The following is a 19364-nucleotide window of genomic DNA, read 5'->3' as shown; positions in this document are numbered from 1 at the left end:
GGACACTATTGTTAATTAACCTGCGGCTAACCAGAAAGAAAGCATTGGGATTTGAATATAGAATAATGTTTTATCTGCAACTGGCCACAGTTGAAGACTGACATTAAGATTCTGGTATTTTAAATCATCCAGGAAGATAGCATTCCCGCCTTTATAATTATGCGGGTTATTGGCTTTTCCTTCATGATAACGAACATTCTCTGCTGGGCCACCGTCGAAACTGACAGTGGCAGAGCCAGATGTTGAATCAGGATCTTTATCAAGCAGGTTAATATCCACCGTTGCATTAAAAGGAACGTGATGAATATTGACTGCAATAGTGATATTGGCGCTGTAATCACTAATAGAGTTAACTTTGATGGTACCACATTCGCTCATGCTGCCTCTGGAGAACAACTGCCATGATGCTGGTAATACTTTCCCAGCAGTAGCTTCGGTTCCTACAAACTGTGTGATTTTAGCCATGTTTATTCTCTCTCTATTAAGTTTTATTATGTGTGGTTTTCATGCTTCACAAATAAAATAATCAATTCTTACCTTTTTAAGGTTGAGTTTGACTTGTTTTTTTTGTTTGCATGTTGAGTTAATTTAGGTGTGAGTGGGGTGATTCACAATATGACCTGTGGATGAGGGGGAATGGCATACGTCAAATTAAATATAATCTAGCGCTAATGGTGATGTTTATATGATTATTTGTTTTATGTTGGTTAATACCGAGTGTTTTTTTATAGGGATTAAGAAATGAAGTGCTTAAACTGCGATAATGATGCGCGTAAAGAATCTGGCCTGTGCTCTGTGTGTGAAGAGAAAGAACAGCAGAAAATTAACGGTATTCTCTATCTTCCTGCGCTGGGGATTATTCTTTCTGTCATTACGACGCCGTTCTCACTGTATGACATTATCAATGCGATGATTCTTCACTTTAAGAACACTGGATTTCTCGGCTATTACGCTTTAGCTCTGGTGTTTTTCTTGCTTGTCATGTTTGCATTGGAGGTTTTTGCCGCAATGAGCTTCTTTCAGCGTAAAAAACGTACGCGGAATGTGATGGTTTCCTACTATCTTGTTAGCGCACTGCTGGTGGGATATATGACATTGCTACCCGCTTACCTGTTTGATGTTAATCTCGATACTGGCGATATTCGCGCCATTGCCTCTTCGGTTTTCGGCATTGTCGTTTGGATTCCGTATTTCATGTTATCGAAAAGAATTCCGGTGGTGTTTAATCGCTAAAAGGAAACCACTATTCACGTTATGCTGATAACATACCAAACGATCGGTAGAGGATAGCGAATCATGAATATCAAACAATTGCGTTATTTCTGTAAAGTGGTTGAAGCAGGGGGAATAAGCCAGGCAGCGAAGGTTTTTTCTCTTGCTCCAGCGGCAATCAGCCTGCAAATCACATCGCTGGAAAAAGAGTTTAACGGTGAGCTGTTTAACCGCGCTTCTCGACCCATTACGCTGACAAAGCTGGGCGAATTTCTTTTTAACAAAGCTCATGAAGTGATATTCAGCTTTGACAAGCTCGAAAGGGACGCGTTGCAGTATGTGAGTACCGCATCCGTTAATCTCAATTTGGGGTTTGTCCGGTCGGTGATGTTTAATCTTATTCCTGAAACAATCAAACTTTTTTCAGAAAAGCACGGCCATATTAGTATCACCCTAAAAGAGGTGCTTTCTGAATATCAGACCGAACTGCTATCAACGCAATCCATTGATATTGGTTTCACCCGTGAAATGGATATCAGCGAGCCGACTGATGGGCAGGAACTGTCGCGTGAGCTGATTTTGATTGATCCTCTTGTGGCGGCGATTCCGATTAATCACTATTTGAGCCGGAAGAATTTTATTACGCTGCGAGATTTTTGTAATTCACCCTTTATCATTTTCCCGAGCGATCCTAAAAGCAGTTATACCATGCGAATTCAGGATAAATTTATCGAATATGGCGTACAGCCTGCAGTTGCTCATCGCACGGTCGAGATACATACGGCGTTGGCACTGGTCGGGGCAGGATTAGGCGTTACACTTGTTGGAAGATCAACGATTCCTAATAATCGTCAGGATGTTCTTTTTCTGCCAATCGAGGATTTTAACTGTTTGAGCTATATCTACGCCGTTTATAACGCGAAGAATCCTAACCCGAATATTATGAATTTCATTGAAACGATGAAAACGATATCAGGTTGAGCGCTGCTGCCTTAGTTTAAAGGCACATCCTTGTGCCTTAACGATATGACAGTTAGGCTGCTTTCTGATCAATTTGATCGTCAGAGAGCGGTTCAGAAATGGTGAAGAGGACAAGCAAACATAAGAAAGAACCTAGCGCCATGAATCCGAAAACGTGTCCCCAGGTGTAATGATCGAGCAAGTATCCTGCGACTAAAGGACATACCGCCCCACCTAACTGGCCTCCTGTATTAATTAACGCACCAGCAACCGGAAAGACATCTTTGGTTGTCAGCGACATGGGATAGACCATATAAGCTGAGAAGCCGAGATTAAAAAGAATCCCTGTCAGTAACAGTAGTGGCCCAAGAATCATCGGGTTGTCTGGTGCATTGATGAGGATCACCATCATGATTACCGTTGCAATCGCTGATAGCATCATTAAAGGTTTGCGGCGTTTATTGAGAATGCGATCTGAGCACCAGCCGCCAATAATATTGCCAATGACTGCGCCAACCCAGGGTGCAGAGGCCAGCATCCCCATTTTGATAATGGAAAAGCCTTTTTCATTCATTAAATAGGTAGGGATCCAGGCAAGGAGAACATTCACAATCCCCATCATGAAGAAGTAGCCTAAAGTGCTGCCAAGAATATTCCAGGATCTGAAGATGCCCTTGGAATTATCAATCAGTTTCACCTTCTTGGCACGAATCAACTTGTCCAGCAGTGTGAAGCGTCGAACAGGTAGGATTTTTTTCTGTGTGACCGTATTCGCTGATGATGTGGAAACATTATCTCGTTCTTCAATCAGCGCGATCTCACTTTCGGAACAAAAGCGGCTTTCCTGTGGCGTGTTAGGAACGAGTAAATACCATATAACGCTAAGAAAAATACCGGGAATTGCAAAGAAATAAAAAACGTAGTGCCAACTATAGTGATAAAGAATGAAGGCACAAATCGGGGGAACAAGTACAGGGCCAAATTTTGCGGCGGACAAAAATATTGAGGTGACGATGCCTTTCTCACGAGAAGGAAACCACCGATTAATTGTCGATGTTATACCAATCGGCAGTGGACCTTCCGCAAGCCCCAGGATGAAACGGGAAACTTTGAGCCCGAGGATGGAGGTAGAAAACCCCACCAAGCCAGTTGCCAATGAGGTCAGGATCATGGAGAGGGAGAATATCTTCCTGACGCCGAATTTTGAATACAAAAAACCGCTTGGGATCTGCGCTATTGCATAAGCGAGCAGGAATAAACTTGCTAAGGCGCCAGCTTCTGTATTAGACATATGAAAATCGTTACGGATGAACGGTAAAACAACCCCTATGTTGGCTCTATCCGCTGCGGCTATGGTGTACACGAAGAAAATCAGTGTTGTGACAATCCAGCGAAACTGACTGCTGTTTTTTATTTTATTCATTTTTTTACCTGCTGATTAAATAAGTAAGTATTTATCTTTCATTTGGTTTTTGTTTTTTATTTTTATAACGTACTTCTTTTTTATGTTCCTGCTTTTATCCGACATGATGCCATGTCGGGGAGTTATTTCAGATTCAGATTTTTAAAAGTGCTACCTAGCTCCATTAATTCAGCCGTTGATGAGCCATGTGATATTTTTTCTTTGTAGATGTTTTCTTTTTCCTCACGCTCTTCAGAGAGATGGATAACCTCCTCCAAACGTGATTGCTCTATGACGACGAGCCCATCTGAATCGCCTACGATAATATCGCCGGGATGAATTATGCAGTCACCAATCAGAAGCGTTTCATTCATTTTCCCTGGCTGCTTTTTCTCTGTACCACGAATAGAGAGCCCTTTTGTAAAAACGGGAAAGTTTGACTCGATAATGGCATCGCTGTCTCTTACTGCGCCATTCACCACCAGTCCCGCAAGGCCAATATTTTGCGCCTGTGCCGTTAACACATCACCCCAAATACCTGCGCCAGTGAACCCGTCACAGTTGATGACCAGCACGTCACCTTTTTTAGCGTGGAGCAGTGCATAATGAATCATCAAATTGTCCCCAGGTCTCATCTGTAACGTCGTTGCAGGACCCGCGAGTTTCATCCCCCGTGCCAATGGTTTGATAGAAGAGTCAAGGGAACCTGTTGCCCCTTGTGCTTCATAGAGCGTTGCTGTACCCAGGCGTTTTAATTTCTCTGTCAATTCGATATTCAGTGTGTTTTTTTTATTCAACATATTTTCATTTAACATAGTTGTGCCTATTCTATTTTCTTGGTGCGATATTTGACGCATGTAAATAATTTTTTTACATGTGTAGAACAAATCTATTTGGCCGTGTTTAATTCTATTTTTTATTTTTTTAGTGTTGTTTTTTCTCGATATTGATAATCCGATAGGTAGAGAGAAATAGTGTTTCTATTAGCTTCTCCGTTCTTGGTAGTGATGATAGTGGTCGCGCGAAATTACTCAATATAGGGTTATTTAAAACAGTTTAAGAAAAACTTAACATGATGGGATGGCTGGCTGGAAAGAGAAGGGGAGGATCGTAGAAAGTTATTTAATACAATGAATTAAACTATTTTTTAAACGATAAAATATAGTTTTCTGGCCAAACTGGCTGTTGATTATGTGATTTCTGAGTAATTTTTTATGTACCGCGTATTGTGAATGACCGAGCCGCCCGAGTGTGGGAAAGAACATGGCGGCTCAGATCTTATCCCCGCTATAAATAGCTCAAGGTGAAGTTAGCCGTTGCTACAAAATCACCGGATTGAATCAGGTCGTCGCGTATCTTTTCGATGCGTGCTGAAAAGGGAATGGCGTTATCTCCGCTTTGTAGGAGAATACCATCCGTGCTGCTGTTGATGCTGACCAGTTTATTCGCGTGATAGATGCCAATTGCGATACCTTTGGCACTGGACGGCGTATCTAGCGCTAACCGCTTAGGCAAAAGCGGTTCTTCTTTTCCTGAAAAGCGAATGGTGACGTTTTGGTAAGTATCCAGGTTGCAGTCTGTGAGATTAATGGAGAAATCATGCCAGTTACCGTAGCTATTGGCTTTTAAATAGCGATCGGAGACTTCGCTCATGTTCACCACAATGGCTTTGCTCTCCGTGCTCACATTGCAGGCCGCGTTGACGACTAAAACGTGAAACGTCACTTCATGTTCGTCCAGCGATGACATCTGTTGCGCGATGGATGTACCCGACGAAAGCGTCAGGATGCCAAAGGTAAAAGCGAGCAGGGTGGTGCTGGAATTGGTTTTCATTATTGTATTGCTGTGTTTTATCATCGTTGCGATCTCGCGTATGAAGACAGATTAATGATAATTAAACCGCAGAATAATATTTTTCTCGGTATCGCCTATCACTGCGGGGCCGGAGGCGTAGAGCTTGGCCGTATAACGTCGTTCAAGCATGCCGCTTGATGCCGTAAGGCCGTCAACCAGATCGATGAACTGGTTAAACGCCACGTTATTACCGCTGCGCATATCTTCAATTTTTAATGTGGCGCCATTTCCCATATCCATGCCGTCTATCCCGACAAGCGAATTTCCCCGCGAAGAGGCATCGAAGTTGATGTCCAGATCGAATCCCTTGCCACAGTCTTCTCCACCGTCGGTCGATACGTTAATGTAGAACTCTGTTTGCGCCAGCGCGTTGGCCTCTGTACCAGACCACGCTCTAACCGTACCAAAATCAACATAGCTATCGGGCGAGACGTTGATATTTGCCGCGCACTGCATAATTTCGATGCCATGTAGCCCTGACAGGCTTAGGCCATAGTTGCTGTCTGGCTTATTGTTGATGCCCCCCTCACCGTCAGCCTGGAAGACGCGCAGTGAATCTACTCCCGCCGTGGTGTCGGTGATATTTCCCGTTTTTTCGAGATAGAGTTGCACCGTGACATTGAGCATGGTCGGGTTGGATGGTGGTCTTGAACCACTTGGACCTGGCAAGACCCACTGCCCTGTGGGCACGCGAGATGCGGTGGTGCCGCCATTGGTAATCACACCGAGATCCTGGCCGTTATAGATGATACCAATCCCAATGCCTTGGCTGATGACCTTACCTTCAGGATTGGGATAGAAATAGGACATCTCACCTTGTGGGCGTACGGATTGATACGCCCAGCAGGCCAGACTGCGGGTATAGGGTTTTGACGTCCAGAGGCGACTGCCAATAGGCAAGGTCGCTGGGATTTTTAGCGTACCGATATCCTCATAATCAGAGACCGGGCCGGTTACTGTACCCAGCCGACATTCCAACGCGCTGGCGTTAAACGCCGTTAGGCCGAAAAAGAGCGCCGCGTAGAGAGCGATATAGCGATGTTGACGAACGGCTAACCAAGACATGGCAGATATCCCTGTGGCTTATTTACGGATGACGGGCTGGCACTGGTTTTGTGCACAGGCAAAAGGCAATTCCAGATGCCCGCCGTAGTCATTGACGTAGTACAGATAGAAACGATCGACCGAGCCGTCATTCACCTCAACTGATAGGGTTGAGCGTGGTGCGATCATAAAGGCATTTCCCTTCAGCAGGCTGGTAGGGTTGGCTCGCGTCGCTTTAGGCTGTTTCAGGATGCTGCTTACCGTGATGTAGTACGGCGTTGGGTTTTCTACCTGAAAGGCGTTTCCTGTTTTTCTGACGGTCAGTTTTTCCTGCCATATTTCGTCTTTGGCTGGCTTTACGCTGCGGGGGCGGAAGAACACCTTGATTTCAGACTGAATCGCTATCTGTAGTACGTTAGGCTTTTCCGCCTTGGGTGGAATTTCCCGGACGTTAAGGTAAAACAGCGATTCGCGATCGGTCGGTAATTGGGTGATTTGTTCGGTTTTGACCAGACGGATCAGGCTGTAGCCCTTTGCTTCGATGCGCTGTAATGGCGGCAGCACCATCAGCGGTGTAATCACCTTATTGTGGCGCTCATCCGTCAGCCACGACTGTGCCAGAAACGGATTCTCCGCGTTTTGGTTCATCAACATGACCGTTGCGGATTGCTCATCATCGTTAAAAATAACGCGGGTGCGATCGAGACTCAGGGCGCTATAGGCCGAGGGCATCAAAAACAGGCAACCGATGATGAATCCTGTTGCTCGCCGATAAGATGGGTATTTCATAACTACTCTCCGGGCTTTTCTATATTCTCGCGCCGCTTATTTACAGGGAAGCAGCAGCGCATCAAGGTGATTTAAGGTGGCGGGCAGGGTGATGGAACACTGCGTTCTCCCCTCCCAGATGACGGACAGCGTTTCGTCAGGCGATACGCCTGTGATATAGGCTTGCCCACCGTTGGTGATCATGGCGATATCTCGGCCTTTCTTGTTTTTGATCTGGGCGGCAAATGGGGGATATTTGCCATCGGCTAGCGCAACGTGAGCCATGACTTTTTCCCCGCTAACCACGTCAAATTTGCGGTAGCCAATCGCGCCTTCGGTCAGCGTGCCCTGAACCACTGTCGTCATGGCTTCAATATTTTGCGGTAATTTCTGTAAATCAATACGGGTCGATACATCGTAGTAGCTACTGGTACCGGCAATCACTGCCAGGCCATAGCGGTTAGTCTCGACCTGACTACCAGAGAACGGTACGCCAGCTTGTTCCGTGTCGACCATGATGCGAGTGCCGCCTTGATTGCCTTTCGGATGGGCCGCGACGCCATGGCGGGTGGCGGTAATTCCACCGCGTAGTGAGCCATTCAGGTAGGTATAACGATCCTGCTGCCAGGCGACGCCAACGGAGGCATCTGTCATCGGTGCCAAATGGGTATAGTTGCCGCTCAGGTAAATGTTCTCTTTGCTATCGTGTCGGGTGCTTAGATTCCAGGTTCGGCGCGGATCGGCGTTATTGGAATAGGTTAATGCCTGATTGCTGCCGTCGTTATAGCGCCCGATGCTGTAGCTCAGGCGATCTTTTTCTCCGAGTGGAATAGAAAAACTTAGGTACAGGCTGTCATCGGTGCGGCGGTTGAATTCGGTGCGATAGGCCGATAAATTCGCAGAAATTCCTTTAATTTCACCGATATCAAAGTATTTGTTTAACGAAATGCCGTAGCGATCCTGCTCGGCTTCATTCCAGTAAGTTTGGCGCGTATAGGTAACGTAGGTTGATAGCCCACTCAGCAGCGAGGACGACTCTTGCGCCGAGAAATTTTTTGAGAGCGTAATGGTATAGCGCTCTTTTTCATTGCGATAGCGGTTATCAAGATTCAGTGCATAGAGATACTGCGCCATGCTCATGTAGGTCTTCTCTGAAAAGCGGTAGCCCGCAAAACTGATCTGGCTATCGATTGAATTGAAATATTTAGACCAGTTAAGAGAAAACGCATGTCCCATTTGCGACGATGGCGCTGTCGGAAGTGTCGCGCGTGACTGTGTGATATCAGCGGACAGCGCACCCAGCAGGTAGAGGTTTTTCCCTATGCCTACCGACCAGGACTGATAGTTATTGGACAGAATGCTGCCACCGTACACCGACCACGCGTTGGATAATCCCCATGAGGCTTCGGCAGCAGAAAAGGCCGGGCCTTGCAGACGATGATTGGTGTTCGAGGGTTTACCTGCGGCAAGTTTGTACTGCACATGCCCTGGCCGCGTCAGGTAAGGCAGGTTGGCCGACTCGGTCTGGAATGTTGTCACCGTGCCGTCTTCTTCCGTCACGCGAACGTCTAGCGTTCCGCTGACGCCATTTTTCATATCCTGAATCGCAAAAGGGCCAGCAGGCACGGTGGTTTCGTATATTAGCCTGCCATTTTGTGTGACGGTCACCGTCGCGTTTGATTTGGCAACGCCGCGAATTTCAGGCGCGTAGCCACGCAGCGAAGGGGGAAGCATGTTCTCGTTATTGGCTAATGACATACCGGTAAAGCGATAGCTATCGAAAAGATTGCTGCTGAAATACATTTCACCCAGCTTAAGATCGGCCGATAGGGTTGGCAGCGGACGATAGGCGTAAAATTGATCCCACGAGAAGCTATCGCGATTTGAGTTGCGCGATTTTTGCAGAAAGTAGCGGTAATCGGCACGGTAGCGCCAGGCTCCCTGATTAAATCCGGCTGTGCCGTAGCTGCTGAGATAGTGTGATGTGCCTCTGCCATTGGTATCACGGCGTACGTTTCCGACGAGGTTATAGTCCAGAAGCGCACCGTTTATGCCGTGATCCCATTGTTCGGGCGGAATCCAGTTGCTATCGCTGTACACAAGCCAGGCTTGAGGAATGGTAATATTTAGCGTTCCCATGCCTATTTGATTAGAGATTTTGACGCCAGCAATTGGCGTTAGATCGACACACGCGCCGTTATTCCATAATTCAGCCTGGTCGCGCGCTTCTTTTTTCAGTGCTAGTTTATCGATGAGTTCGGTCGAGAGGCAGGCCGTTGGCCGAGGGCTATTATTGCCTTGCGGCAGGTAACTAATCGTTTGCTGCTGTATTTCACGCGAGTTTACTTTTATTGATAAAAGATAAGTGCCGGGCGTGACGTATTCGGGGTCGGAAAAATGGCTAAGATCAATATCACTGCGCTCATCGACATCCAGTACATTAATGTTAAATTCCGTTGCACTGAGCGATGTTGTGCTCAAAGAGAAAATAAAAATACCATAGCGAAATAACTCGGATTTTATTTTTTCTTTGAGTGTAATGGTCTTAATTTCCATAGGAATATTATATGCTTAAACAGATGCAGCATTGTGGTATCCATTCATGTCAAACGACATGGGGAATAAAGAAAGAGTATAGGGGAGGAGACCTCCCCGCTTGATTACCTATACCCTGTTGTTAGCACATCTATATTTTATTGGTAAGACACAACAAAATTAGCCGTGCTGGAGAAAGCACCTGTGGTTATTACCGGTGCCTCACCTTCTTGTGGGGTTGGGAGTTTGGTCACGTAAGAGGTGAAAGAGAAGACATTATCTCCGTTTGCCAGTGGCGTAGCAGGAACCGCTGGTGTTGTGCCATCGAATTTGATTTTTTCGCCGATGCGTTCTACGGCAATACCTGCACCAGCTGCACTGCCATTTAATGCCAGCAGTTCATTATTGGTACCTGATGCCGCGCCACCGGAGAAAACAATTTTGGCGCTGGTTGCGGTATCCAGACTGCAATCTTTTAATGTGATATCAAACGGCTTAATTTCTGAAGTGCCGCCATTTTCCAACACCGTTTTGCTGATTTCGCCAAACTCAATAGTTTGATGTAGATCTTGCTGAGAAATCGAGCAGGGCGTATCAATAATTTTTCCTTTAAACGTCACCGTTCCGTTATGTGAATCTGCGGCATAGGCACCGACGGAAAATATCACGGAGATGATTGATGCCAGGGTGATTATTGATGGTTTCATATTATGCTCTCTCTGTTGGTTACTCTATTTAAAAGATTATCGCTACGCATGAGTGTCCACCGTACTCATACATAACCACAACGGATAATGCCTTCTCTATTGATTGACCGACGGCTTGCCACCTTTTGTACGGTTGTGCGGTGGATATATTTTATCGTCGGCCCAGTTTATTGCTCTGTAACGAAGTGAATGGTAATATCGGTCGATTTCTTGGTCAAATATATTGCTTTAAATATTTTTATTTAGATTATGTATTTTAAATTTACGTTTATTTAGGTTTTTATTCTGTTGCGTGTTTTTTTGTTTTAGGGCGGGTTTTGCGGGGTAAATATCATTTACAGATATAAATCATGTTAATTCAATGCGTTATTTTTCGTTCTCTTTCTTGTGTGATGATGTCGTAAAATGGTTGTTTTTTTATAAAAATAATGAAATGTCTTTTTGTTTAGACAATGACTAAATGAAATCCAAATAATCTTTGACAATAAATGGGTAAGTTTTTATCCTTGCCAAGGATAGCCTCGGTAAGACTATGTATATAATTAAATTTTCTTTTATAGATAAAAATTTTTGTTTTTCCATGGCTATTTTTCAGATTATTCCGTAGTTTTTATGTTCATAAAAAAGCGTATCTATCATCTTATTGTTACAGATGAATAGTGCCTATAATCTTGATGGAAAAAGGTCGAATGGTTTATTTGATCAATGATTTAATCATTTTTAACGAGGGAGAGGGAACACTGGCATGGATAGAGCGTGAAAATGAAGCAACCTCTGTGAATTTTCCTATTTCACGATTGCTCTGCTTATTAATAGAGAACCAAGGGGTAACGCTAAGCCGTGAATTTTTGTTGAAGGAGGCTCTGGAAAAGCATGCACTTTGCCCTTCTCTTAATAATCTCAACAATTATCTATCTCTATTAAGGAAGGTATTGCGCGAGTTTGATCTTTCAGATTCGATAGTGACTATCCCTAAAATGGGTATTGTCTTTAACGTTGAAAGTATTGTTTCGCATCTGAATGAGGATGTGGCGGAGAAAGAGAAAGAAACGTTAAATCAGGAGGTTGAAAAGATATTTGAAGACAATGGCTGTGAAGAGGAAAGGCCATTTTCTATAGAGCATCATGCTATTCCTGAACCCGTAAAAAAACAGCAATACGTTCGGTTCCTCCTCATCTGGATTACGATAGTCGGGATTTTCCTGCTTGCGTTGGAGAACGTAAATCGTTTTTCGTATCGACATCTTGTCGACGTGAAGATGAGCGGGAAGTGCGATCTTTTCTATTTATATAACAGCGTGGGATATCCTCTCCCGACCGACTACAAAAATCTGTGTTCAGATAACGCATTATTCTTCCTGTCGAAAAAAATTGTTATATCTGGAGTGTTAGATAAGAAAAGTGAAATTGTTATTTCCTGTAATAAAGATGGGTATGGATGTATAACTTATGTTAATAATTAGGATTAGAAAGACATTTTTTTGCACCACGTTGGTGCTTTTTGTTTCATTTTCTCTTGGGGTTATTTTTTATTTAAAAAGCGATTTATACAGAAAGCCGCTGATATGTCAGGGTGAGGTAAAACTTTACGAAGAAGACCATAAAGTCAGAAAGGAATATGACGTCTATTTTTATCTAAATAAACAAAATAGAGCGCTGGTTTTGGTCAATGGTCTTTACATTGGTGAGGATGGCGTACCGTTGACAATTCGGCGCACGTTCAGCTTTGATTCTGTGTGGGAGTCGAACCGACTGGTGGTGAACAATATTGGAATGAGTAAGAATACCAATGATAATGCGCCTGATGAGGCGATCCCCATCCTGGCTGAAAATGATGTTATCCAGTTCGAAATGCTGACGAAACATGCCTATCTGATTAGCACCGTCCAATCAAAGATGGCATGCAACATCCGCGATTAATGTGTGTTGGAACGACGTGAATGTGTTAATCGTTATTCTGGATATACGGTTTATGTGCTTCACAACACGCGTTGTATAAAATCATCAATATCTTCAATTGCTTGCTGAAAGTCGGCAGGAGCAGGGTTAATAATCAAATGGTCAGAATAGCCGTTTAGCAGTGCGCCCAGTTGGCGGGAGACGCGCTGGGTATCGGTATTTTTAAAGGTACCGGACACGACGCCTGATGCAATAATATCTTCGAGTAAAGCAGACCACTTCTCTGTCATCACATGTGCGAGCGTTGCGTAAGCGGTATTGTAAACCGCCAACTGCCATAGCGATCCATAAAGATTCCAGATAACGTCAGTGGTATCCGGCAGGTAGTTCTTCACCAGCTCATGCAGCTTCTCTTTCGGCGTTAATGTGGCGATTTCAGCCGCGACGTCCTCCAAATCTTTCTGCATAAACACCGTTAGCGCCTCAATCGACAGCGTCTGCCAGTCAGGAAAGTAATGATAAAGATGGCTGCGCGAAATACCGACGTGTTCCGCCAGTTCGCGTGTTGTCACTTTTTCTATACCTTTCTCGATAAATAGCTCGATTGCGCCATTAAGGATCTTGTCTTTTAGCGCTGTCGTCGTCTCTTTCATTGCCATCCCCGCGTTGACTTTGAGCAGGTGCTCAAATACAATTTTTTCTCTTGAGCAACCGCTCAAGTATAACTCTGCTAGATGCTATTCTCATGCAAACCCATAATATCAGCGAACCGGGCAAGGTTTCGCATAGTGCCGCTGTTACCCTTAAAAAACTTGGAAAGCTGCATGGCAAAAAACTGATTCTCACTCTGCTGTTAGTCGTCGCGGAGAATGTAACTTACCTGCTTTATCCCTTGATGGCTGGCTTTGCTATTAACGCGATTCTTAATGCTCAGCCTTGGCATGCGGTGCTGTATGCACTGATGGTTTTTGTTATGTGGGCGATTGGCGCAGCGCGACGCAGCGTGGATACCCGCACGTTTGCTCGTATCTATGCTGCCTTGGCTGTGCCAGTTATTCTGGCGCAGAGAAAAGAGAACCACAGCCATTCGACCATTGCGGCGCGCGTGGCGCTGTCACGCGAGTTCGTGGATTTTTTTGAAATCCATCTCCCGGTGCTGATCACGTCGCTGGCGTCGATCATCGGTGCAGCCGTCATGCTGCTGGTGATTGAATCCTGGGCGGGTGTCGCCTGCATCGTCATTCTGCTGTTTTTTGCCCTGTTTCTGCCAAGCTACACTCGTAAAAATGAAGTCCTGTTCGGCAAATTAAATAACCGTCTGGAGAAGGAAGTCGGTTTTGTCAGCAGTGCGACTGCCGCGTCACTGACCAAGCATTATCACGTGCTGGCTGGGTTGCGCATTCGCCTGTCGGATCGTGAAGCGTTGGGTTACTTATCGATTGGCGCTGCTGCTGCCGTGCTGTTTTCACTGACGATCCTGTATATGACACTTAACGGTGGAACTAACGCGGGGCATATCTATTCGGTGATGACTTACATGTGGATGTTTGCCATGAGCCTGGACGATGCACCAGGTTTGTTAGAAAAATATTCACAGCTAAAAGATATCGGGAAGCGTGTAGATACGGGCGTGGTATGAGTGTTTACCGCCTGTAGCTGAGGTTCGATAATTCGCCTGTTTTTCCTTTAAATAAGAAACCCAGCGATGTACTGGGTTTCTCAATCAGTACCCACTTATGTCTCTCTACGCCCGTTCTTTCAACGGTAATGTTGTCATGCAGGTCTGGCTGTCGTCATAGGTAGCAAACGGTGAGCTTGCCACGCGTCCCTGATAGGTGACATTGATTGTTCCTTCAATATTGCGCGGTAACCATACGCCAATAAAACCGTTTTGGTGGCTGTTTAGGGTTTTCTGCACGATAACGTTACCCGCTTTATCGGTGATTTTTACGTCAAACGCGGTATTAGCGAGTTCCCCCTGGCACCCAGACAAACTGTGATTAAAGCAGGGGTGTGTTTGTTGAATATAAGGGGCGAATGAGAGGTAGAATTTAGTTCCCTGCGGATAGCTATATTGCTGCTGCCCATCTGATAATTTCAGTTCTTTGCTGGTAATAGAAGCGCTGTAGGGCAAAGGTCTTGCCTGTGGTGATTGATCGATAACATCGACGATCTGCTCGACGGTTTTCCCCGCGAGCCCTTGCTTGGCAAGAAAAGCGTTAGCATCAGCCGTCGCTGCAAAACCTGAGCTGCTTAATATCAAACCGAATAGTCCCGCCATCATCTTTATCTTCATCATTACTTCCCCTCAATAGAATCATTATCTTGGAATCACATGCTATGACGTTACACCTTCCCCCTACGGGAAGGTCAAAAGGCAGGGTGTATAGAAAGGTAAAGTAATGTATTTACTTGGTTTTTGTTGATTTTGGTCAATTTTAGACCATGGTAAATGACGGTGATATCAGTGCCATTATTGATGCTGGTCATGAGCCGGGGTTTCTTCGTCTACGCTTACTGACCTGACCAATAAAACTCGATGCGGATTCCACTTGGTTCATAGCACATCATATGCATTGCCGGCCCATCATTAATCAGAGAGGGCGCGAACTCAATGTTGATGTTATGGGCTGATAACTTCTCAAAGAGCTTAAACAGTACGGCTTTGTTATCAATCTTAATGGCAAGATGATGTAATCCGACGTTGTTTTTTCGATCGAACGGAACAGGCTCGCTGGTCTGTACTTGCCAAAGCGTGAGCATCACCGTGCCGTCGCTGACAAAAATAGCGGGATAATCCTCTTTTCGTTTTACCTCTTTCCATCCCAGAAGCGAGGTAAAAAAGTATGAGCTTTCTTCCAGTGCTGATACCACCAAACCAATATGGTGAACGCCTTGTGTGGCTGGTGAATTCATGGCGAGTTCCTCAATTAAAGACAAAACTAATGATGACTACGCATTCGTCGGTTCGTTTTACTGTGCCAATGTGTGATAGGCACCGCGCTATTACTGGCTGAGAGCAGGATGAGATAATGCTAAGAGCTTCGCGTGTCGGCGATAAACATCCTCGCCGCTGGCTACGCCGATAAATTCCGCTCTCACGATCATTCCTTCAAGAAACGTCATGATAGCTTCGGCTTTATATTCCTTGTCTGGTTCTTCGGGGGTGAAGATGGATAGTAAAAATGATTTGAGCCAGGCTTTATGGTGCAGCGCTAGAGCGGTAATGGCTTCATCTTGCCCCTTAAACTCAGCCAGCGCATGCATGAACATACATCCCTTAAAGTTCACGGTTCTGAACCAGGCAAAATGCCAGTCCATCACGGCATCCAGGCGACTTTCCGCATCTTTACTCCCTGATACCGCGCGAGCGAGTCCTTCCTCAAAATGCGTATGCCGACGAATCAGCACGGCTTCAATCAGCTTGTTTTTTGAACCGAAATGGCGATACATGGAGGTCTTGGAGACTTCCGCCTTATCTCGAATCAAATCCACGCCAACGGTGGTATAGCCAAATTCATTAAATAGCGCTTCGGCGATATCTACAATGTGCTCTTTCTTACCCATGTTCTCTTTCATCATTTTCTTCATCGGTAATGGGTTGTTTTTGTGTGTACAGATCTGTACCATTTATTTTGCTTGTGTACAGATCTGTACACTCAATATAGCACGGCAATATCATAAAACTCATATTTTTATCGAGGATGAGCAATGAAGAAACTCAGGGGAGGCGGTGCTTTACCGCCAAAGCCAACGTTTATCCAGTTAATGAAGGGGTTAGTTGGTGGGAGTGTAGGAGTTCTGATCCTAAGCTATTTGGGACAATCCACTGGCGTACCGTGGTTGATGGCACCTTTTGGAGCAACGTGCGTCATTTTATTTGCTGCGCCAGCATCGCCATTCGCACAGCCAAGGAACGTAATTGGAGGACATTTCATTACATCAGCCGTGGGCCTGATTGCTTTATATGGATTCGGTGACACGATCATTGTTTTGTCACTCGCGGTTGGTGTGGCGACGATGCTGATGCAATATTCTCGCACTGTTCATCCACCGGCTGGCGCTAACCCACTGGTCATTATTCTGGCAGGGAAAAGCGCTGTGGGGTTTGAGTTCTTAGTCACGCCCGTTCTGCTGGGGAGCATTGTGCTGGTGGCGATCGCCGCGGTGATCAATAACTACGCTGAGGAAAGTAAGTGGCCTGCGTATTGGCACGGCATTGGGCTGCGCAAGCGACAGCCCTGAGAGAGTTTGCCTCAGGGATGAGGCGAGTCGTGGGATGTCTTTTGATGTGGGGCGTTTTCTTACTAATTCAGTATTGGATTGCTTCAGCTATTTTGCAGGGAAGCGTTATGGCGCTCGTTTGTACTGCACCTTTGCACCATAGAAATAATTACGTGGAATAGCTCATCCTTAGCCTGTTGTTCCGTAATAATTCCTTTAACCGCAGCATAAGATAATCCTTCTGCGGAACCGAGCATAGCGCGCAGTGCTGCATCATGAAGTGGTTGAGCTGAACAGAATGGAGCAAAAAGATCGCGGCATTTCTCCGTGAAAATGGCATCGTACTCCTGCCTGATCTGTTCAAGCTCGGGAGTACCCGTGAGTGCTGCCATGACGTTAGGCATTTCGCGCCCCTGAAGCAGCACGCAATCAATGTACGAGGTGGCAATAACCGTCGCCAACTTTTCGAGCACAGGTTCAGTCTTACGGATCATGTCATCCATAATCGCCGTCTGGCGAGCATCATATTCCTTGTAAAGTGCAGCTAACAGCCCCGAACGGTTAGTAAAGTGATCGTAAACTACCGGTTTCGTTACACCTGCCTGTTCTGCCAGGTGCCCAAGTGTCAGCGCTTCCGTACCTTCCTCCCGAATAATCTGCCAGGCGGCTTGTATCAGTTGTATATGGCGCTCTTCTCTTGATAAACGCTGTCGTGCCTGTGGTTTGGAGATCACCGATATTATCCTGTTGACATTCTTATGTACCAAAAGTAACTTGCCAGTGGTAAGTTACCGTTAGTATATAAGACTATCTCTGACGTCGTTTTATAGCAATAGGGAGTACCCAGAATGCATGCATTACTTGTCGTTTCTCATCCTGTTAATACCTCACTAACCCATAGTGTCGCGACCGCCATCGCGGAAGGGATTACTGGAGTAAACCCGACAAATACGTTTGAAATCGCAGATCTTACGCAGGAAGGTTTTAATCCGGTGTTTTCTGTGTCAGATATGGCGGCTTTTCAGCACACATGTACAACACCGCCTGACGTTGTTGCTGAACAATCCCGTATTGATAACGCAGATGCGTTGGTGCTGGTATTCCCGATTTATTGGTGGTCCATGCCGGGGCTGTTGAAAGGCTGGATCGACCGCGTTTTTGCAAACGGCTGGGCCTATGAAGAAACGACTGATGGACGAGTGATAAAGAAACTGGGGCACTTACCGGTGCACCTTGTGGCTCTGGGCGCAGCCAACCAGAGAACATTCGAAAAGCGTGGCTACGCAGATGCCTTTCATGCGCAGATCGCTCATGGGATTTTTGACTACTGTGGTGCGCCAGTCTTGACGTCTGAAATGCTGTTGATGCCGGAACTGGGAACGCCAGAGGCTTGTATTGATGCCGCACGCAATATTGGTGAGAAAATTTTCCGATAAATGCTGTGATCGATCTATTGCTAGCAAACTCCCCTTTGTTTAAAACAATAGCTTTTTAAATAATATCGATTTCATCCCTTATTTATTTTGGCCGAGTCGTAAATAGCTGATTATCGCTCGGCCAAATGGATGATACTTTTTAGCCTCATTTCAGCATACTTTGTGTATCGGCATAAATGACATGCTAGATAGTCAATTCATCCTCGCTATGAAATCAGATAATAAAGGTAACGATATGAATTCCGCTGAGTATATAAGAAATATTTCAGAAATAATGATGATGCCTTTAGCTGCAAAAGCATTATGTGTCGCAGCGGAAATAGGGATAGCAGATAAGATAGAGGAACCGGGTTCAACCATTTATGAATTGGCAAAGGCATGTCATACATGTGAGAAAAACCTTTTTGATATTATAAAGGTACTTGAGGTCTTTGGCTTTTTCGAAGTGAAAGATGACAATGTTATTAAAAATAACGCACGTTCTGCGCTGCTGATGTCGGATAACATTAGCTCAATGAAAAATTTCTGTATGTTATTCGGTAATGAATATTACCAGGGGTTTGATGGATTACTGCATACGTGCCGTACGGGGGAGTCGGGATTTAAGCAGAGGTTTGGGCTGACATTGTATGAGCACCTGGCGGATTCCCCATCACGTGCAGAAGTTTACGATCTTGCCATGCGGGATTTATCGCGTCCGGTAGGTTATGTGTTGGCTAAAGAATATGCATCTCTTTTTAAAAAGGCTGGAAGCGTTGTTGATATTGGCGGCGGTAGTGGCGTTATTCTGGTTGAGATTATAAAACAGTTTCATAACTTGACCGGATGTCTTTTCGACATGACTGGCGTCTGTAGTCGAAGCGAAAAGCGTGTCGCACAGCACTATCCTGCATTGAAAGAAAGAATGGTTTTCACTCCCGGCAGTTTTTTTGAGGCGATTCCTTCTGGTTATGATGTCTACCTGCTTAAAAATGTATTACATAACTGGAATGATGAATTTAGCCTGAAGATCTTAAAAGAAATAGCGAAATCAATTGGAAATTCAACGCTGTTAATTATCGAGCCTCTGCTGGAGTATGAAGAAACGTCACCCAGATTATTGATGAATGCACTTTTCCAATCCGTTATCTGTCAGGATGGCACGCGATACAGGACATTGAAAGATATAGAAGATATTCTGACGTTAAGCGGATTAGCCATTGTTGGCACAAAGAAAATAACAACCGGCCATACGATCGTTGAAATTAAATTAAACACTACGTTGCTGGGTTGAATGGCGTAAGTGACCTGTTTTCTTACGTTTTCATTATCCACTCCCTCATG

21 protein-coding genes are annotated in these 19364 nt (G+C 45.2%); 8 read left to right on the top strand and 13 right to left on the bottom strand.

Annotation, left to right across the window (positions count from 1 at the left end; translation table 11 throughout):
- Nucleotides 1-15: 15 nt before the first annotated feature.
- The gene (locus tag CLR69_RS11515) at nucleotides 16-465 is read right to left on the bottom strand and encodes a hypothetical protein (RefSeq protein WP_129703025.1); all 450 of its coding nucleotides are present in this window, start codon (nucleotides 463-465) and stop codon (nucleotides 16-18) included.
- Nucleotides 466-741: 276 nt separating this feature from the next.
- On the opposite strand from CLR69_RS11515, the gene CLR69_RS11510 reads away from it, so the two are divergent.
- Both CLR69_RS11510 and CLR69_RS11505 read left to right on the top strand, forming a co-directional pair.
- The gene (locus CLR69_RS11510; RefSeq protein WP_129712685.1) at nucleotides 742-1233 is read left to right on the top strand and encodes a DUF2569 domain-containing protein; all 492 of its coding nucleotides are present in this window, start codon (nucleotides 742-744) and stop codon (nucleotides 1231-1233) included.
- Between the two features lie 63 nt (nucleotides 1234-1296).
- The gene (locus tag CLR69_RS11505; RefSeq protein ID WP_129712684.1) at nucleotides 1297-2193 is read left to right on the top strand and encodes a LysR family transcriptional regulator; all 897 of its coding nucleotides are present in this window, start codon (nucleotides 1297-1299) and stop codon (nucleotides 2191-2193) included.
- A 52-nt stretch (nucleotides 2194-2245) separates the two neighbouring features.
- Here the strand turns inward: CLR69_RS11505 and CLR69_RS11500 are convergent, their stop codons facing one another.
- From CLR69_RS11500 to CLR69_RS11470, 7 genes are all read right to left on the bottom strand, one after another.
- Complete coding sequence (locus CLR69_RS11500) at nucleotides 2246-3595, bottom strand: MFS transporter (protein WP_129712683.1); 1350 nt, start codon at nucleotides 3593-3595, stop codon at nucleotides 2246-2248.
- A gap of 122 nt (nucleotides 3596-3717) precedes the next feature.
- Nucleotides 3718-4389 (bottom strand): RraA family protein, encoded by a 672-nt coding sequence (locus CLR69_RS11495; protein WP_197730551.1) that lies wholly within the window; start codon nucleotides 4387-4389, stop codon nucleotides 3718-3720.
- Nucleotides 4390-4861: 472 nt separating this feature from the next.
- Complete coding sequence (locus tag CLR69_RS11490) at nucleotides 4862-5407, bottom strand: fimbrial protein (RefSeq protein ID WP_242451589.1); 546 nt, start codon at nucleotides 5405-5407, stop codon at nucleotides 4862-4864.
- 51 nt (nucleotides 5408-5458) lie between these two features.
- Nucleotides 5459-6493 carry a hypothetical protein gene (locus CLR69_RS11485; protein ID WP_129712458.1) on the bottom strand — a complete coding sequence of 345 codons (1035 nt, stop codon included), beginning with the start codon at nucleotides 6491-6493 and terminating at the stop codon, nucleotides 5459-5461.
- Between the two features lie 18 nt (nucleotides 6494-6511).
- Nucleotides 6512-7261: a fimbrial biogenesis chaperone gene (locus CLR69_RS11480; RefSeq protein WP_129712456.1), complete on the bottom strand. Its 750-nt coding sequence runs from the start codon at nucleotides 7259-7261 to the stop codon at nucleotides 6512-6514.
- 36 nt (nucleotides 7262-7297) lie between these two features.
- Nucleotides 7298-9796 (bottom strand): fimbria/pilus outer membrane usher protein, encoded by a 2499-nt coding sequence (locus CLR69_RS11475; RefSeq protein WP_129712455.1) that lies wholly within the window; start codon nucleotides 9794-9796, stop codon nucleotides 7298-7300.
- A 137-nt stretch (nucleotides 9797-9933) separates the two neighbouring features.
- Nucleotides 9934-10482, bottom strand: coding sequence for a fimbrial protein (locus CLR69_RS11470; protein ID WP_129712453.1), 549 nt, complete (start codon nucleotides 10480-10482; stop codon nucleotides 9934-9936).
- A 689-nt stretch (nucleotides 10483-11171) separates the two neighbouring features.
- On the opposite strand from CLR69_RS11470, the gene CLR69_RS11465 reads away from it, so the two are divergent.
- Together CLR69_RS11465 and CLR69_RS11460 are read left to right on the top strand one after the other, a co-directional pair.
- The gene (locus CLR69_RS11465; protein WP_129712451.1) at nucleotides 11172-11945 is read left to right on the top strand and encodes a winged helix-turn-helix domain-containing protein; all 774 of its coding nucleotides are present in this window, start codon (nucleotides 11172-11174) and stop codon (nucleotides 11943-11945) included.
- The gene (locus tag CLR69_RS11460; RefSeq protein ID WP_129703035.1) at nucleotides 11932-12402 is read left to right on the top strand and encodes a FidL; all 471 of its coding nucleotides are present in this window, start codon (nucleotides 11932-11934) and stop codon (nucleotides 12400-12402) included. The genes CLR69_RS11465 and CLR69_RS11460 overlap by 14 nt, the downstream gene beginning before the upstream one ends.
- Before the next feature lie 59 nt (nucleotides 12403-12461).
- Here CLR69_RS11460 and CLR69_RS11455 read toward each other — a convergent pair whose 3' ends face one another.
- The gene (locus CLR69_RS11455; protein ID WP_129712449.1) at nucleotides 12462-13034 is read right to left on the bottom strand and encodes a TetR/AcrR family transcriptional regulator; all 573 of its coding nucleotides are present in this window, start codon (nucleotides 13032-13034) and stop codon (nucleotides 12462-12464) included.
- A 92-nt stretch (nucleotides 13035-13126) separates the two neighbouring features.
- Between CLR69_RS11455 and CLR69_RS11450 the strand changes: the two genes are divergently transcribed.
- Entirely contained in the window at nucleotides 13127-14020 is an 894-nt protein-coding gene (locus CLR69_RS11450; protein WP_129712447.1) for an ABC transporter six-transmembrane domain-containing protein, read from the top strand.
- 105 nt (nucleotides 14021-14125) lie between these two features.
- Here the strand turns inward: CLR69_RS11450 and cueP are convergent, their stop codons facing one another.
- From cueP to CLR69_RS11435, 3 genes are all read right to left on the bottom strand, one after another.
- Nucleotides 14126-14677 (bottom strand): copper-binding periplasmic metallochaperone CueP, encoded by a 552-nt coding sequence (gene cueP / locus CLR69_RS11445; RefSeq protein WP_129712468.1) that lies wholly within the window; start codon nucleotides 14675-14677, stop codon nucleotides 14126-14128.
- A 218-nt stretch (nucleotides 14678-14895) separates the two neighbouring features.
- Nucleotides 14896-15297, bottom strand: a complete 402-nt coding sequence (locus CLR69_RS11440; protein ID WP_129712445.1) for a VOC family protein — start codon at nucleotides 15295-15297, stop codon at nucleotides 14896-14898.
- A gap of 90 nt (nucleotides 15298-15387) precedes the next feature.
- Nucleotides 15388-15963 carry a TetR/AcrR family transcriptional regulator gene (locus tag CLR69_RS11435; protein WP_242451586.1) on the bottom strand — a complete coding sequence of 192 codons (576 nt, stop codon included), beginning with the start codon at nucleotides 15961-15963 and terminating at the stop codon, nucleotides 15388-15390.
- A gap of 129 nt (nucleotides 15964-16092) precedes the next feature.
- Between CLR69_RS11435 and CLR69_RS11430 the strand changes: the two genes are divergently transcribed.
- Nucleotides 16093-16626: an HPP family protein gene (locus CLR69_RS11430; protein ID WP_129712443.1), complete on the top strand. Its 534-nt coding sequence runs from the start codon at nucleotides 16093-16095 to the stop codon at nucleotides 16624-16626.
- An 83-nt stretch (nucleotides 16627-16709) separates the two neighbouring features.
- On the opposite strand, the gene CLR69_RS11425 is transcribed toward CLR69_RS11430, so the two are convergent.
- A complete protein-coding gene (locus CLR69_RS11425; RefSeq protein ID WP_129712465.1) occupies nucleotides 16710-17336 on the bottom strand; it encodes a TetR/AcrR family transcriptional regulator in 627 nt (208 codons plus the stop codon).
- A 117-nt stretch (nucleotides 17337-17453) separates the two neighbouring features.
- On the opposite strand from CLR69_RS11425, the gene CLR69_RS11420 reads away from it, so the two are divergent.
- A complete protein-coding gene (locus tag CLR69_RS11420; RefSeq protein ID WP_129712441.1) occupies nucleotides 17454-18041 on the top strand; it encodes an NAD(P)H-dependent oxidoreductase in 588 nt (195 codons plus the stop codon).
- 181 nt (nucleotides 18042-18222) lie between these two features.
- Entirely contained in the window at nucleotides 18223-19314 is a 1092-nt protein-coding gene (locus CLR69_RS11415) for a methyltransferase (protein ID WP_242451584.1), read from the top strand.
- Nucleotides 19315-19364: the final 50 nt, after the last annotated feature.

The sequence above is a fragment of the Pectobacterium zantedeschiae genome, from assembly GCF_004137795.1.
GTDB lineage: Bacteria > Pseudomonadota > Gammaproteobacteria > Enterobacterales > Enterobacteriaceae > Pectobacterium > Pectobacterium zantedeschiae.
The sequence above is the reverse complement of the archived record's forward strand: the minus strand, read 5'-3'. Positions and strand labels throughout refer to the sequence as shown.

What these genes read in the sequence shown, in the direction of transcription:
- CLR69_RS11515 (WP_129703025.1), bottom strand. Translation starts at nt 465, where the DNA reads ATGGCTAAAATCACACAGTTTGTAGGAACCGAAGCTACTGCTGGGAAA.
- CLR69_RS11510 (WP_129712685.1), top strand. Translation starts at nt 742, where the DNA reads ATGAAGTGCTTAAACTGCGATAATGATGCGCGTAAAGAATCTGGCCTG.
- CLR69_RS11505 (WP_129712684.1), top strand. Translation starts at nt 1,297, where the DNA reads ATGAATATCAAACAATTGCGTTATTTCTGTAAAGTGGTTGAAGCAGGG.
- CLR69_RS11500 (WP_129712683.1), bottom strand. Translation starts at nt 3,595, where the DNA reads ATGAATAAAATAAAAAACAGCAGTCAGTTTCGCTGGATTGTCACAACA.
- CLR69_RS11495 (WP_197730551.1), bottom strand. Translation starts at nt 4,389, where the DNA reads ATGTTAAATGAAAATATGTTGAATAAAAAAAACACACTGAATATCGAA.
- CLR69_RS11490 (WP_242451589.1), bottom strand. Translation starts at nt 5,407, where the DNA reads ATGAAAACCAATTCCAGCACCACCCTGCTCGCTTTTACCTTTGGCATC.
- CLR69_RS11485 (WP_129712458.1), bottom strand. Translation starts at nt 6,493, where the DNA reads ATGTCTTGGTTAGCCGTTCGTCAACATCGCTATATCGCTCTCTACGCG.
- CLR69_RS11480 (WP_129712456.1), bottom strand. Translation starts at nt 7,261, where the DNA reads ATGAAATACCCATCTTATCGGCGAGCAACAGGATTCATCATCGGTTGC.
- CLR69_RS11475 (WP_129712455.1), bottom strand. Translation starts at nt 9,796, where the DNA reads ATGGAAATTAAGACCATTACACTCAAAGAAAAAATAAAATCCGAGTTA.
- CLR69_RS11470 (WP_129712453.1), bottom strand. Translation starts at nt 10,482, where the DNA reads ATGAAACCATCAATAATCACCCTGGCATCAATCATCTCCGTGATATTT.
- CLR69_RS11465 (WP_129712451.1), top strand. Translation starts at nt 11,172, where the DNA reads ATGGTTTATTTGATCAATGATTTAATCATTTTTAACGAGGGAGAGGGA.
- CLR69_RS11460 (WP_129703035.1), top strand. Translation starts at nt 11,932, where the DNA reads ATGTTAATAATTAGGATTAGAAAGACATTTTTTTGCACCACGTTGGTG.
- CLR69_RS11455 (WP_129712449.1), bottom strand. Translation starts at nt 13,034, where the DNA reads ATGAAAGAGACGACGACAGCGCTAAAAGACAAGATCCTTAATGGCGCA.
- CLR69_RS11450 (WP_129712447.1), top strand. Translation starts at nt 13,127, where the DNA reads ATGCAAACCCATAATATCAGCGAACCGGGCAAGGTTTCGCATAGTGCC.
- cueP (WP_129712468.1), bottom strand. Translation starts at nt 14,677, where the DNA reads ATGAAGATAAAGATGATGGCGGGACTATTCGGTTTGATATTAAGCAGC.
- CLR69_RS11440 (WP_129712445.1), bottom strand. Translation starts at nt 15,297, where the DNA reads ATGAATTCACCAGCCACACAAGGCGTTCACCATATTGGTTTGGTGGTA.
- CLR69_RS11435 (WP_242451586.1), bottom strand. Translation starts at nt 15,963, where the DNA reads ATGATGAAAGAGAACATGGGTAAGAAAGAGCACATTGTAGATATCGCC.
- CLR69_RS11430 (WP_129712443.1), top strand. Translation starts at nt 16,093, where the DNA reads ATGAAGAAACTCAGGGGAGGCGGTGCTTTACCGCCAAAGCCAACGTTT.
- CLR69_RS11420 (WP_129712441.1), top strand. Translation starts at nt 17,454, where the DNA reads ATGCATGCATTACTTGTCGTTTCTCATCCTGTTAATACCTCACTAACC.
- CLR69_RS11415 (WP_242451584.1), top strand. Translation starts at nt 18,223, where the DNA reads ATGCTAGATAGTCAATTCATCCTCGCTATGAAATCAGATAATAAAGGT.